Source organism: Streptomyces sp. NPDC012935 (genome assembly GCF_042900345.1).
In the GTDB taxonomy this organism is placed as follows: Bacteria; Actinomycetota; Actinomycetes; order Streptomycetales; family Streptomycetaceae; genus Streptomyces.
Genome location: NZ_JBIBBC010000019.1, coordinates 73507 through 86898, shown reverse-complemented (window position 1 = coordinate 86898; position 13392 = coordinate 73507). Strand labels below are relative to the sequence as shown.

At 71.2% G+C, this 13392-nt stretch carries 13 protein-coding genes; 2 read left to right on the top strand and 11 right to left on the bottom strand.

The annotated features are described in order from the left end of the window. Positions 1 to 31 precede the first annotated feature (31 nt). On the bottom strand, positions 32 to 1957 hold the full coding sequence (locus tag ACFY5C_RS34140; protein ID WP_389451869.1) for a hypothetical protein: 1926 nt from the start codon (positions 1955 to 1957) through the stop codon (positions 32 to 34). 71 nt (positions 1958 to 2028) lie between these two features. After that, positions 2029 to 2529 (bottom strand): tetratricopeptide repeat protein, encoded by a 501-nt coding sequence (locus ACFY5C_RS34135; RefSeq protein WP_389451866.1) that lies wholly within the window; start codon positions 2527 to 2529, stop codon positions 2029 to 2031. Positions 2530 to 2630: 101 nt separating this feature from the next. Here ACFY5C_RS34135 and ACFY5C_RS34130 point away from each other — a divergent pair, with 101 nt between their 5' ends. After that, positions 2631 to 3056, top strand: coding sequence for a hypothetical protein (locus ACFY5C_RS34130; protein WP_389451863.1), 426 nt, complete (start codon positions 2631 to 2633; stop codon positions 3054 to 3056). Between the two features lie 81 nt (positions 3057 to 3137). Here the strand turns inward: ACFY5C_RS34130 and ACFY5C_RS34125 are convergent, their stop codons facing one another. The 8 genes from ACFY5C_RS34125 to ACFY5C_RS34090 form a co-directional block, all read right to left on the bottom strand. Further along, a complete protein-coding gene (locus tag ACFY5C_RS34125) occupies positions 3138 to 4694 on the bottom strand; it encodes a DUF1996 domain-containing protein (protein WP_389451860.1) in 1557 nt (518 codons plus the stop codon). Positions 4695 to 4898: 204 nt separating this feature from the next. Continuing rightward, a complete protein-coding gene (locus ACFY5C_RS34120) occupies positions 4899 to 5552 on the bottom strand; it encodes a LuxR C-terminal-related transcriptional regulator (protein WP_389451856.1) in 654 nt (217 codons plus the stop codon). Next, positions 5537 to 6811, bottom strand: a complete 1275-nt coding sequence (locus tag ACFY5C_RS34115; protein ID WP_389451853.1) for a sensor histidine kinase — start codon at positions 6809 to 6811, stop codon at positions 5537 to 5539. Before ACFY5C_RS34115 ends, ACFY5C_RS34120 begins: the two co-directional genes overlap by 16 nt. A 51-nt stretch (positions 6812 to 6862) precedes the next feature. Beyond that, a complete protein-coding gene (locus tag ACFY5C_RS34110) occupies positions 6863 to 7885 on the bottom strand; it encodes an NAD-dependent epimerase/dehydratase family protein (RefSeq protein ID WP_389451850.1) in 1023 nt (340 codons plus the stop codon). A gap of 83 nt (positions 7886 to 7968) precedes the next feature. Beyond that, complete coding sequence (locus ACFY5C_RS34105) at positions 7969 to 8514, bottom strand: winged helix-turn-helix domain-containing protein (protein ID WP_389451847.1); 546 nt, start codon at positions 8512 to 8514, stop codon at positions 7969 to 7971. A 314-nt stretch (positions 8515 to 8828) separates the two neighbouring features. Further along, complete coding sequence (gene glnII / locus ACFY5C_RS34100) at positions 8829 to 9857, bottom strand: glutamine synthetase (RefSeq protein WP_389451844.1); 1029 nt, start codon at positions 9855 to 9857, stop codon at positions 8829 to 8831. Between the two features lie 287 nt (positions 9858 to 10144). After that, positions 10145 to 10843 carry a hypothetical protein gene (locus tag ACFY5C_RS34095; RefSeq protein ID WP_389451841.1) on the bottom strand — a complete coding sequence of 233 codons (699 nt, stop codon included), beginning with the start codon at positions 10841 to 10843 and terminating at the stop codon, positions 10145 to 10147. Positions 10844 to 10975: 132 nt separating this feature from the next. After that, on the bottom strand, positions 10976 to 11341 hold the full coding sequence (locus ACFY5C_RS34090) for an arsenate reductase family protein (RefSeq protein ID WP_389451838.1): 366 nt from the start codon (positions 11339 to 11341) through the stop codon (positions 10976 to 10978). A 220-nt stretch (positions 11342 to 11561) separates the two neighbouring features. On the opposite strand from ACFY5C_RS34090, the gene ACFY5C_RS34085 reads away from it, so the two are divergent. Then, on the top strand, positions 11562 to 11870 hold the full coding sequence (locus tag ACFY5C_RS34085; RefSeq protein WP_389451835.1) for a hypothetical protein: 309 nt from the start codon (positions 11562 to 11564) through the stop codon (positions 11868 to 11870). Between the two features lie 137 nt (positions 11871 to 12007). Here the strand turns inward: ACFY5C_RS34085 and ACFY5C_RS34080 are convergent, their stop codons facing one another. Continuing rightward, positions 12008 to 13198 (bottom strand): winged helix DNA-binding domain-containing protein, encoded by a 1191-nt coding sequence (locus ACFY5C_RS34080; protein WP_389451832.1) that lies wholly within the window; start codon positions 13196 to 13198, stop codon positions 12008 to 12010. Between the last annotated feature and the right edge of the window lie 194 nt (positions 13199 to 13392).

The window sequence follows — 13392 nt, the reverse complement described above, 5'->3', positions numbered from 1 at the left end:
CTCGTCTCACCGGAGTCGTCTCGCCGGGGCCTCACTGAAGCCCGTTGATCGAGCGCCCGCTCGCCAGCGTGCCCTTCAACTCGGCCTGCGCGCCCTGCTTGGTCCGCACGGCCAGTTGGCTGCCCTCGGCGCTGCCGCGGACCCCGCCGCTGGCCCGGATCGACTCCGTGTCCCGGGTGCCCGCCGCCAGCAGATACCAGCTGCCCGCCTGCGCCTTCCACAACACCCCCGCCAGCACATGGGGATCGCGCTGTCCGCACGCCGGCACGTTCTGGGCCTTCGCCACCACCGCAGCCTGTGGCGTGCCCGGCGTCCGGAACTGGGCCAGCACCCGCTCCCCGCCGCCCCGCCAGGTCTCGGCACGTGTGCACACCCAGTCCGCCGTGCCGGTCCCGTCGGGAAGCGTCTGCTGCGCGAACGACCAGGCGTTGACCGTCCGCACGCCCGCGGAGCGCAGCGCGCCCAGCCAGCAGGAGTACGGCGCCCAGGTGTGCAGGGCCTGCTCGCCGGTCACGTCCTTGGTCGCCCCGGGGCGGCCGGTGGTGAGGCGGGCCGGGACCAGTTCGGAGAGGTCGGTCAGCAACCGGGTGCCGGCGCTGTCGGTCACCTGCAGGGCGTTCCACGAGGAGCACGTGCCGGTCTGTTGGGTGGTGGGGCTCGCCATCGGCGAGGTGACACCCTCGGTCACGGTGAGGTCCATCGCTCCCGCGCCCGGCTTCAGCAGGTCCCGCTCGGCGGCGCCCTTCACCCAGGGCGCCATCAGATAGCGGACGTTGCCGTCGGCCCGGCTCAGCACCACCGCGCTCGCCTCCGCCCGGGTCGCGTTGTCGACGCGGGAGAAGTCCAATGCGGCACCGGCCGCGCCGTCCGTCGGCTCGGCGTAGCGGGCGATGCGCAGACCGTCGTAGAGGATCACCACGCGCGCGGTGTCCACGGTCCCCGCGTACAGCAGCTGCGGTGCCCCGGCCGGGCCGCCCGACGGGGTGCCGGGCGTCGCCGAGACCGTGACCTTCTCGCCGGGGCGGGCCCAGACGGCGAGGGCGCGGCGCAGCAGGGCGGAGTCGCCGGTGAGGTCGCCGCGCGCGGGCCACACCGAGAAGTCGGTGCGGGCTGCCGACTGCCAGGCCAGCGGCGGGACCTTCGTCAGCTGGGCCGGGTCGAGGGCGGCCTCGGCCGCCGGGTTCTGCGCGTACGAGGGCGCGGCGGGGCCGTCGGGGCCCCAGCCCTCGCCGGGCAGGCCGAGCAGCGCCCCGCACACGAGGAGGGCGGCTCCGGCGGCCAGCGCGGCCTTCGTGTGCTGCCTGCGCCGCATCAGGTCGGTTGGCCGGGCCTGGAGGGAACAGGGGTCGAACTCGGGGGAGTCGAGCAGCGCGGCCTGCGCCGGGACGGTGCCGGCCTCCTCCAGCGCGGTGTCCACGTCCTCGACGCCGGCCGCCGTCAGGACGTCGCGCACCTCGTCGTCCGCGAGCTTCTCCAGGCCGCGCAGGACGTAGGCCGCCCGCGCCGGGCCGGACAGCGCCGACAGCTGCTGGTCCAGGGCGAGCTCGTCGGCGCCGCCCGACCGGGGGAAGAGGCGCAGGCCCCAGACCTGGGGCAGCAGGGGCGGCAGCTGGGAGCGCTTGGGCCAGGCCGGGCGCCGCAGCGGCAGGCCCGCCTCCAGTGCCGTACGAAGCACCCTGAGCCGGAGAAAGGCATACCCGGGGTCGCTGTCGCGGCCCGTCGACTGGGCCGGGATCGCGGGCGTCGCCGCCGTCCGGCCGCGGGGCAGCGCCCGCTGGGTGAGGGAGTGTGCGGTCACCACGCGCCGGTTGCGGCCGAGGCTCGGGGGCAGCACCAGGTAGGCGAGCCGGACGAGCCGCGGATAGTGCTCGACGAGCGCGGCCTCGGCCCGCTCGACGTCGACGACCGGCTCGGCCGTGGCGGGTGCGGGGCGGGGGGCGACATCCTGTGACTGCACGTTCAGCAGAACGAGCGAATCGTCGGTTGGTCACCGCCGCGCGATACCGCCCGGCGCGATGCCGTGCCGGCTCAGTCGCCGGACTCCAGCAGGGCGCGGGCGTAGTTCCCCATCGAGCGCTGGTAGCGCGGCAGATGGGGGGCGAGGGCGCCCAGTACGAGGGACAGGCCCTCGCGATCACGTCCGAGGCTCGACAGGCACAGTGCCAGCGTCGCCCGTACCGCGTCGTCCAGTTCGTCGGAGGGGGCGTCCAGCTCGGGCGTCAGCAGCTTGACGCCCTCCTCGGCCTGGCCGACGTTGCGCAGCGAGCTGGACAGCTGGATCTTCGCGCGCCGGCCCTTGTAGCCGCTCAGCCCGCCCGCGAGAGCCTCCCGGTACAGCGGCACCGCCTGGTCCGAGTGGCCCGTCGAGTCCCAGGCGCACGCCTGCTCGAAGGAGCCCAGCGGGCTGTCGTCGGGCAGTTCGGCGACGAGGGCGTCGATGACGGCGCGGAAGTCGGCCGCCTCCTCCTCGGTATAGCTGTCGAAGGTCGCCCATGCGGCGGTCACACGATCTTCCCAGTCCCGGTTCATCGCGTCACTCTCGCACGAGTGGGCGAACACCGGCAGCGGTATTTTGAGCGCTCCGCGCGCGGGAGCCGTATCCACCGTGAGGCCCCTGCAGGGAGGAAGACATGAAGGTGACCCGACCGATGCTCGTGGCGGCCGGTGCCGCGGCGGTGTTCGCGCTGGCAGGCTGCGGATCCGGCGGTGACGGCGAGGCCGCCGTGCCCAAGACGGCGACCGGCAGCCTGGAGCACCTGGCCGCCGAGGTGAAGTGCAAGCCGAACATGCAGACGGACGCGGACGAGATCCGGCAGGCCCTCTGCAAGAACACGGACGGCAAGTTCGTCCTCGCGACCTTCGCCACCGACCGCGGCCAGCGCGAGTGGCTCAACGGCGCGAAGGACTACGGCGGCTACTACCTCGTCGGCCGCAAATGGGTCGCCGTCGGCCAGGAGAAGACGGTCAACGCGCTGCAGACCACGCTCGGCGGGACCATGGAGGAAGGATCCGCCCACATGAATCCCGGTGGCAGTCACAACAGCCACAACGGCTGAGCGTTCCGGCTCGGCGTCACAGGGGGCACAACGAAAGCCGGCGGTGGGAAATCCCACCGCCGGCTTCCCTGTGGTTCAGGACTACTGGCAGTCCTGCCCGCTGTTGATGCACTGGACCATCTCGTTCATCAGATCCTCGTCGAAGAAGTTGATGAAGTCGTTGTGGTCCGTGATCGCCTTGTGCAGCTGCTCCGGGAAGGAGTCAACCGCGAACGGGTTCACCAGCTGCCCGTTGTCGATCTGCGGGGCCTGAACGTCGTAGACCAGCTTGACCTGGAGCTGGGGGATGGCCTGGAAGCCGTTCGAGCAGCTGCCGTCCGCCTCCACGAAGTCCACGTGGGTGCGGTGGTTGGCACTGTCGATGTTCTGGCCGTCCCAGCAGCTCTGGAACGCGGACGTCCGCACCACGCTGCTGCCCTCGGGGCAGATCGGGTACTTGTCCGTCACCTGCCGGTCCTCGAAGCCGGTGCAGCTCCAGGACGTGTTGGCGTTGTTCAGACCGTTGGTGAAGGCCTTGGCGTCACCGGTGATGATGCGCAGGGCCGTCGGCATCGCGACGACCTCGCTGGTCCGGTTGCCGACGAACTTCAGCTCCGCCTGGCTGGGCTCGACGATCTTGCCGACGTTGCCGTCCTGACCACCACCGGGCTGGCCCTGGTCGATGTCCTGCGTACCGTCCTGGATACGCAGCACCGGCCAGAAGTACGACGACTTGTCACCCTGGTTCTGGCAGGTGGTGTCGCCGTTGGCCAGGTCCTCGTCGCTCGCGAAAGCGTTGTTGGCCTGGTTGCCGACGTAGTCGTGCTGGTGCTGGGCACCGTTGGAGACACCGGGCGCCACGATCACGTTGTCCGAGTTGCGGTTCTCGTTCTCGTTGGTGCCGCAGTTCGTGGTGAAGCTGCCGGTCGAACCGCCGTCACCGTTCGCGGCCAGACCGTTCGGCAGGTTGCGGGAGTTCGGCTGGACGTTCTCGATGTTGATGAAGTCGTCCGCCACCGGGCCGTTGCCGGCCTGACCGCCGTTGCCGCCCTGGTCCTGCCCGTTGTCCTGGCCGCCGTCGCCCTGGTCCTGGCCGCCGTCGCCCTGGTCCTGACCGTCGTTGTTCTGGTCCTGGTCCTGGCCGTCGTTGTTCTGGTCCTGACCGTCACCGTCGTTGGTCTGGGGCTGCTCGGCCGGGACGCCCTGGCACTGGGCGAACTGATCGAGTCCTCGCGGGGACTTCCCGCCGGCGCGGTTGATGTTGATGCCGATCCGGTCGAGGGTGGCCACTCGCTTGGACTTCAGCGGGCCGAGGATGGCGTTGTTGACGTAGTTGGCGTCCCCCGCCTGGGCCTGCCGCGTCTCGGCGAGACGCGTGTAGGCATCCGTGATCTGCCTGTCGAGCAGCGCCAGCTCCTTGGCAACGCCCTTGCGCGCGCTCCGCGGCACGGTCGTCAGCTTCTGGCCGACATCCGGGCAGTTGATCGTCGCGACCTGGGCGTTCGTGGACTTCGTCTGGTTCCACCCAGAGTTGTCCTCGTGCGCCGAGGCATAGAAGTTGGCCCATACAAGCCCGCCCCCACCGAGCGCTAGGGCTGCCGATGCGGCAATGGCCTTGGTGGCCAGCGGCGTACGGCGTTTTCTTGTGTTGCGTCCCATGGAACTCCTCTGACTTCCTTTTTCGGGGGCATCGAGGGCGCCCGACAGGAGTGAAGCGGCTCCCTTTGATACGGAGGTCGTCCCAGGGGTGTTCAGCCGTCCCGGAAATTGTTGAGAGATTCGTGAGAAGGCTGTGTGCTCAATCGCCTCTGAAATACCGGGAGTTGTTGATCCCGCACGGCGGGTGAATCAGCGGGTCCGTTTTCACCGGCCGTGGTCGAGATACGCGAGAACCGCCAGCACGCGACGGTTGTCGTCGTCCGACACCTCCAGGCCCAGTTTGGCGAAGATATTGGCGGTGTGCTTGGCGATCGCCCGTTCAGTGACGACCAGCCGCTCGGCGATCGCCGCGTTCGTCCGCCCCTGAGCCATCAGCTCCAGCACCTCCGTCTCGCGGGGCGTGAGCCGCGTCAGCGGCTGGTCGTCGGCCGCGCGCCGGGACAGCAGCTGCTGGATCACCTGCGGGTCCATCGCCGTGCCGCCCGCCGCGACCCGCCGTACGGCGTCCACGAACTGGTCCGCGTCGAAGACCCGGTCCTTCAGCAGATACCCCACCCCGCCGCTGCCGTCGGCGAGCAACTCCCGCGCGTACAGCTGCTCCACGTGCTGCGAGAGAACCAGCACCGGCAGACCGGGCTTCCTCCGGCGGGCCTCCAGCGCGCACTGCAGCCCCTCGTCGGTGTGCGTCGGCGGCAGGCGTACGTCGACGACGGCGACGTCCGGTTCCAGCTCGGCCAGCGCGCGGGCCAGCTCGGGGCCCGTCTCCACGGCTGCCGCGATCTCGAAGTCGTAGGCCTGAAGAAGCCGGACCAGGCCGTCGCGCAGCAGGAACAGGTCTTCGGCTAGGACAACGCGCAAGGGATCTCCATGGTGACCATGGTGGGACCGCCCGCGGGGCTGCTGACGGCCAGGACGCCGTCGAATGTACCCAGTCGCCGCTCGATCCCGGCGAGCCCCGAACCGGCTCCGGTCACGGCGCCGCCCTTGCCGTTGTCGGTGACGGTGACGCGCAGCCTTCCCTCCGTGTGGTGCAGGTCGATCCAGATCCGGTCGGCGTCCGCGTGCTTGACGGCGTTGGTGAGCACCTCGCTGACCGCGAAGTACGCCGCCGACTCCACGGGCGCCTCGGCCCGCCCGGGCAGCTCCACGTTCACCTCGGTGGCGACCGGCAGCCGCAGCGCCAACGCCCGTACGGCGTCGCCGAGTCCGCGCTCGGCGAGCACGGGCGGGTGGATGCCCCGCACCAGGTCGCGCAGCTCGCCGAGCGCGTCGGCGGAGGACCGGCGGGCCTGCGCGACGAGCTGCTTGGCCTTCTCCGGGTCCTTGTCGACCAGCATCTCGATGGTCCCGAGATCCATGCCCATCGCCACCAGCCGCGCCTGCGCCCCGTCGTGCAGGTCCCGCTCGATACGGCGCAGCTCGGCGGCGGAGGTGTCGACGGCGTCGCGCCGGGTCTCCGTCAACACCCTTACGCGCTCGGCCAGTTCACCCTGACCGGCGCCCAGCACGGCGCGGGTCAGCCGGAAGTGGACCTGGAGCAGGCGCGAGGTGTAGAAGTGCGCGACGAAGAGCAGGCCGAGGCCGAGGGCGGCGGCGCCGAGCGCGGACGCCTGCCCGGTGACCGGTACGAAGCCGTACCAGTACCCGTCGGGCAGGACCCGCCACAGCCCCGCCGCGATCGCGAACCCCTCCAGCGGATAGAAGAGCAGCACGGCCGGCAGCAGCGCGGTGATGAACCCCGCCGTCATGTCGACCGGCAGCCACCTCAGGTCCCGCCAGGTCGCCGGGTCGCCCAGCATCCCGAAGGTGCGGGCCCACGGGTTGGCGTCCTTCGGCAGCGGCCGGTACGCCGGCGGAATCCGCACCCCGCCCCACTCGGCCGCGAGAACCCGCCGCCAGTCGGCGAACGTCCGAACCCCCGTCAGCACCCAGGGTGTCGTGACGATGCCGACGCCGATGGGGATGAGCGCCATGGACACGAGGGACAGGACGAAGCACAGAACGGCGCCCGGCAGCGAGACCAGGGCCAGCGCGAGCCCCCGCACGGCCGCGAGTCCCATGCCTCGCGCCCGTGTCCGCTGGTCGCCGCCGGTACCGCTCTTCGTGTCGTAGGTCATGCCGTAAGTCTCACGGAACCGGCGGCGCGGGTCACTGGGCCGGGGCCCCGGTCAGGGGGTGGTGCCAGATACACCCCCGCCCGCGAGGACCTTGGCCTCCACCTCCGGGTCGAGCCCCTTCGCCGTCCGGTCCGTGCGCTGGGGTGCCGTGCCGCCGATGTCCTGGAGCCAGGCCCAGGTGTCGGTGACGGTCTCCTCGACCGGCCGGCACCGCAGTCCCGTCGCGACCGCCCGGGACACGTCGGCGGCGTGCAGCGCGTCGTGCATGTCCGTGCCCGGCGGCACCCACACCGGCAACTGCGTCCACGGCTCGATGCCCGCCTCGAGGATCACCTCGGGCTCGGTCCACCGCAGCTCCGCCGCAGCGCCGACGGCAGCCGTACACGCGTCGAGGAACGTGCCCATGGTGGCGTGCCCCTGCGGGCTCATCAGGTTGTACGGCCCGCTCAGCTTCTGCTCCGCCGCCCCCAGGATCCAGTCCGCGAGATCACGGACGTCGGCATACTGGAGCGGCAGGTCCCGCGGCCCCGGCGCCAGTACGGGCCCGCCACGGGCGATCCGGGTCAGCCACCACGGCAGCCTGCCGACGTTCTCGTACGGGCCGATGAGCAGCCCCGCCCGAACGAGCACCGAACGGTCCGCCCCGAACTCCTCGACGACGGCCAGCTCCCCGCCCCGCTTGTCCCGCGGGTAGTCGGTGTGCTCGGCACCGGCCTCGGCACCCTCGACCAGCGGCGCGTCCTCGCCGTAGCCCGCGGGCGGGGCCCACTCGTACACCGAGCAGCTCGACACGTACACATACCGCCCGGCGCGGCCCCGCAGCAGCCGCGCCGTGTCCCGCACGGCACGCGGCGCGGCCGACCAGGTGTCGACGACGACGTCCCACTCGCCGTCCGCTTCGGCGAGGGTGGCAAGCCCGTCGGGCGCCGTGCGGTCACCGTGCAGCGACCGCACCCCGGCCGGCGGCTCGTGGCGCCCCCGGTGGAAGACGGTCACGTCCCAGCCGCGCCCCAGGGCCGCCTCGACGACGGCCCGCCCCGCGAACTCCGTACCACCCAGCATCAGAAGTCTCATACGGCCGACTCTGCACGGTACGGGCGCGGGACGGAACAGGACTCTGCCGTCAGCAGAAGGCCGGGGGAGGCGGCCGCGACGGCTCAGCGCCCGATCGGCGGGGCGTACTTGTACCCCACACGCCGCACCGTGCGGATGGTGTCCCGGTGTTCGGCGCCCAGCTTGCGGCGCAGCCGCGCGATGTGGACGTCGACGGTGCGGCCGTCGCCCACGTGCCCGTACCCCCACACGGTGGTGACCAGCTGGTCTCGGGTGTGCACGCGATGGGGGTTGGCCACCAGATGGGCGAGCAGCTCGAACTCCAGGTAGGTGAGGTCGAGTTCCCGTCCGTCGACCGCGGCGGTACGGCGTACGGCGTCGACACTGACGAGCGGGTCCCCGCCGGTGTCACGGGCCGGCGCGACCGGCGGCTGCTGGTCGGCCGGGACGAGCACCAGGTAGCCGATCATCGGCGGCTGCCCCGGAAGCGTGGGCAGGGAGTGCGGGGGAGCGGGCAGCCAGGTGGCGCCCGGCGGCAGCAGGTCCGCGACGTCGATCACCTCGTCCCGGTTCACGGCACGCAGATGATGCCGAGAACCGGTCGGGGAGGTGAGCGTGGCGGCAGTGGACAGAGAACGAGTGGTCGCCATGAGAGGTCAGCTCTTTCGCGCGAGAGGTCCGTTGGGAAGACGTACGTCGTTTCGCGCTGGCCGAAGGCCGGAAAACTACGGCTTTACAGGGCCCGCGCGTTCACCGCGCGGCAACACACCCGGTCGAAGTCGTGGTGCTGACGGGAGGGCCAGAAGGGCTCGAGGTCATGGCGACCTGTCGCGGAGTACTTCTGGAAGCTGGCCATGGCTCCATTGAATCAGACGCTTGCCCGGGGCGGGACCCTCGTCTCATTTCATGCGAAGGGGCGCCCACCGTCTCGGCGGGCGCCCCTTCGGGAACTGCCGGGCGCGGATCAGACGTGGCCGGCCTTCTCCAGCGCGGAGCAGCAGGTGTCCACGAGCAGACGGGTCACGACGTACGGGTCGACGTTGGCGTTGGGACGCCGGTCCTCGATGTACCCCTTGCCGTCCTTCTCGACCTGCCACGGGATACGAACCGAGGCGCCACGGTTGGAGACACCGTACGAGTACTCGTTCCACGGGGCGGTCTCGTGCAGACCGGTCAGGCGGTCGTCGATGCCGGCGCCGTAGTTCTTGACGTGGTCGAGCGGCTTGGAGCCCTCACCGAGCGACTCGCACGCGGTGACGATCGCGTCGTAGCCCTCGCGCATCGCCTTGGTGGAGAAGTTGGTGTGCGCACCGGCACCGTTCCAGTCGCCCTTCACCGGCTTCGGGTCCAGCGTCGCGGCGACACCGAAGTCCTCGGCGGTGCGGTAGAGCAGCCAGCGGGCCACCCACAGCTGGTCCGAGACCACGAGCGGGGCCAGCGGGCCGACCTGGAACTCCCACTGGCCGGGCATGACCTCGGCGTTGATGCCGGAGATGCCCAGGCCCGCGGCGAGGCAGTTCTCCAGGTGGGCCTCGACGACGTCACGGCCGAAGATCTCGTCGGCGCCGACACCGCAGTAGTAGCCGCCCTGCGGCGCCGGGAAGCCACCCTTGGGGAAGCCGAGCGGGTAGCCGTCCTGGAAGAACGTGTACTCCTGCTCGATACCGAAGATCGGCTCCTGGGCGGCGAACTTCTCCGCGACCTCGACGAGCGCGGCACGCGTGTTGCTGGCGTGCGGCGTCATGTCGATGTTCAGGACCTCGCACAGGACCAGGACGTCGTCACCGCCGCGGATCGGGTCCGGGCAGGTGAAGACCGGCTTGAGTACGCAGTCCGAGGCGTGGCCCTCGGCCTGGTTCGTGGAGGACCCGTCGAAGCCCCAGATCGGCAGCTCGGCACCCTTGGCGTCGTCCGCCAGAATCTTGGTCTTCGAACGGAGCTTGGCCGTCGGCTCGGTGCCGTCGATCCAGATGTACTCAGCCTTGAAGGTCACGGGCCACATCCTTCGGGGGTGTGTCTAGGCGCATTGCGGGCGCTGCGGCGCTGCGGCACTGGGGCGCCGCGCCACAGGAGCCTGTCAACAGGCGATTTCCCGGTCATTGCTCGAATGTGAACCCCGTGTTACCTGGTGTTGGTGTGGCCCGCTTCACGATGTGAGCGCGCGATGCGCCTGATGCGCCCGAAACCCCCGAGGCTCCCGCAGGCACACGCACGCGGGCCCTGCCGCTCGTCGCCGCGAGCGGCAGGGCCAATGAGACGTACGGGGTGACTACCGACGCCTCACCCCACCTTCTCGATCAGCGCCCGGCGAATGAGGAACTTGCCGGGCTCACGCACCTGCTCGAAGGCCGCGTTGTTGAGCAGCGCACAGCTGCCGGAGACCGAGGTGACCTCCACCGTCGTGGACTTGTTGTTGTCCAGGTTGGTGACCTTCAGCTTCGTACCGGCCGGGAACTGGTTGCTGGACGCGGCCGGTGCCCCGCCCTCGCCGGAGAGCGTGACGGTCGACCCGTTGCAGACCTGCTGCCCCGAGGCCGCGGCACCGCCGCCGTCCCCCGCGTTGCCGGCCTCCCCGGCGCCCGCGTTCCCGGCGTCACCGGCACCTGCGTCACCGGCACCCTCCGCGGGAGCGCTGGGCGCCGGCTGCGAAGCCTGGGAGTCCTGAGCCGACTCCCCAACCCCACACCCGGACGCCTCCTGCTGGACCTTGATCTGCGCGATGACCGCCTCACGGTTGGCGATCCGCGCCTCGGACTGCGCGTCCGGATTGGCCCGTTGCCCCTCGATGAACCGCTCGTTGTTGCCGAGCGCTGTGGCGAGCCCCTGGCAGACGGTCGACTCCGCGGCAGACTTGACGGTGGGCGTCTGCGAGGCGTTCGAGGTGCTCGCCATGACGAAGGCGCCGCCTCCCGCCACGGTCGCCGCACTCACCAGCAGCGCGAGCTTCTTCTTCGTATTGAGAGTTCTCCTACGCGACATGCGCGCCTCCTGAAGAGCTAGGGGAGCGTACGTCGCTATGTACGAGATGCCGAACGAAGTTACTCAGTGGTCACGGGAGTTGGCCCAAGTAACCTGCGTCACATCCCACCTGAGGGCCCGTCAACTCACCCGTCAGCCCTCCCGGGACAGGGCGTCCCGCACGGCCTCATCGGTGCGCGCGACCACGGCCGTACCGTCCTGCGCGGTGATGATCGGCCGCTGGATCAGCTTCGGATGCTCCGCCAGAGCCTTCACCCACCGCTCCCGAGAGCCGGCGTCCCGAGCCCACTCCTTGACCCCGAGCTCCTTGGCGACGGCCTCCTGGGTCCGCGTGATGTCCCACGGCTCCAGTCCCAGCCGGTCGAGCACCTCCCGGATCTCGTCCTCGCCGGGCACGTCCTCCAGATAGCGGCGGACGGTGTACTCGGCCCCCTCGGCGTCGAGCAGCGTGATGGCGCTACGGCACTTGGAACAGGCCGGATTGATCCAGATCTCCATGCCGCTCACCGTATCCCGAGTCGCTCATGTTCGAATTTCCCGGCGTCTCACGCACACCTCCCGAACCCGGCGTGACATGCCGCCAATTTCATTGCTGACCAGGGGATTTCATGGACGTCCGGCACCCCCCGATTGTCAGTGCCAGGCACTAAACTGGAGTCAGTGTTCGAGAGCGTCGCCGGGGACCCGACCGGCGCTCCATCGCGACAGGAGGATGCCTGTGCCCGCTGCCGCACTGAAGGCGAAGCCCACCCAGTCCACCGCCAAGCACCCGGTCCTGCTCGACCTGCCGTACGCGCCCGTGGAGAAGCGGCCGCTGCCGCCGGGCCGTCCGCGCGAGTGGTACGTCACCCACAACCGCCGCCTCAAGGCCCTGCGCCTGGCGATCGCCCTGCTCGACTCGGGCGTCCTCATGCCGAACCAGGCCCGCAACGAGACGATCCGATCCACCGCGCAGACGATCGGCGTCCACCCGCCGTCGGAGACGACGTGCCACATGGTGCGGGCGCTCATGAGGTACTCGAGGTAGACGGCACAGCCGGGTGCCCTCGACGTCGAGGGCACCCGGAAGACCCGGACCGAGACCCGGACCGAGACCCGGACCGAGACCCGGACCGAGACCGGACCGAGACCGGACCGAGACCCGGACCGATCCGGAGCAACTCCCTACGCGGACAACTCCCGCTCCAGCGGCGTCCGGAACCGAGGCGTCACCCGAGCCTCCCCCACCCACCCCCGCAACGCCTCCGCCTCCACGGCGACCGCGGCCTCCACCGCCCGCCGCTGCGCACCCCGCAGATCCTCCAGCAACCGCCAGACGATCTCCCCGTCCCGGCGCTGGGCCCACCCGCCCACCACCCGCCCGTTCCACCACACCGTCGGCCCCACGTTGCCGCTGCGGTCGAACAGCGACGGCCACAGCTCCGGTGCCAGATACCACTCCCGCCGCTGCCACCCCATCGCAGTGGGGTCGAGCCCCGGCAGCAACGCCGCCCACGGCTCGGTGGGCTCCGCCACCGGACCGTCGTCGCCGTCGAGGACGTACCCCGTCGCCTCGTCCAGGGCCACGGCCTGCGCCCCGATCGCCGCGAGCGCCCGGCGCACCTCGGTGACCCGCCACCCCGTCCACCACTTCAGGTCGGCCTCCGTCGCGGGCCCGCACGCCGCGAGCCAGCGCCGGACCAGCTCGGCCTGTGCCCCGGCCACGTCGAGCTCGGGATGCTCGGGCGCCACCGCCCACCGGAACTGCGAGGACGTCCAGGAGCCCAGCGGCCGCCCCCGCACGACCTTCCCCTCGACGCCCAGCACCCGCAGCAGCCGCGTCGAAACGGTGTGCACGCCCTCGTAGCTCTTCCCGGCCCCGTACAGGAACTGCTCGCGCAACCGCGGCTCCTCCTGGGCGAGTTCGGCCGCCGTCGCCTGTCCGCGCCGCGCCAGCGCGGCCATTGCCGACTCCTCGACCTCCGCGAGCCAGGCCGCGTCCGGCGCCCCCGCGGCAGCCATCTGCTTGACCAGCGTGGCCCGCTCCCGGGCGGCCACCGCGAGGCCGGTCGAGGCGTGCACGACGGCGGTCAGCGCGGTGGGGAACACGAACACGGTGTGCCGCATGCCGTGCATCCGGACCAGCGCCCGCTCCTCGTACAGCGCCCGCTCGGTCTCCGCGACGGTCTTCCCGGGCTCCGCCAGCCGCGCCCCCACGGCCAGGTACACGGTCGCCGGATCGGTGCCGTGCAGCGCGACCAGGGACTCGGCGACGTCCTCCGGCCGCCCGGCCCGAGCCGCCCCGGCCAGCCGGTGCCGCAACCCCAGCCGGGCCCGCCGCTCCGCCACCCCGATGTACCGCAGCCCGTCACCCATCCGGCCTCCACCCGTCATGCCGTCACACAGCCAGTAAAGGCATCTTCCCGGACACCACTGACAACGGCCCTCGCGCCCGCCACGGACCCGGGCCCGCCCGGCCGCCCCCGGCACACCCGGCCGCCGCAGACGCGCCCGCCCCGTCACCCGATTGCCGTACCCGGCATGCACACACCCCCGGCCCCGCCTTCACT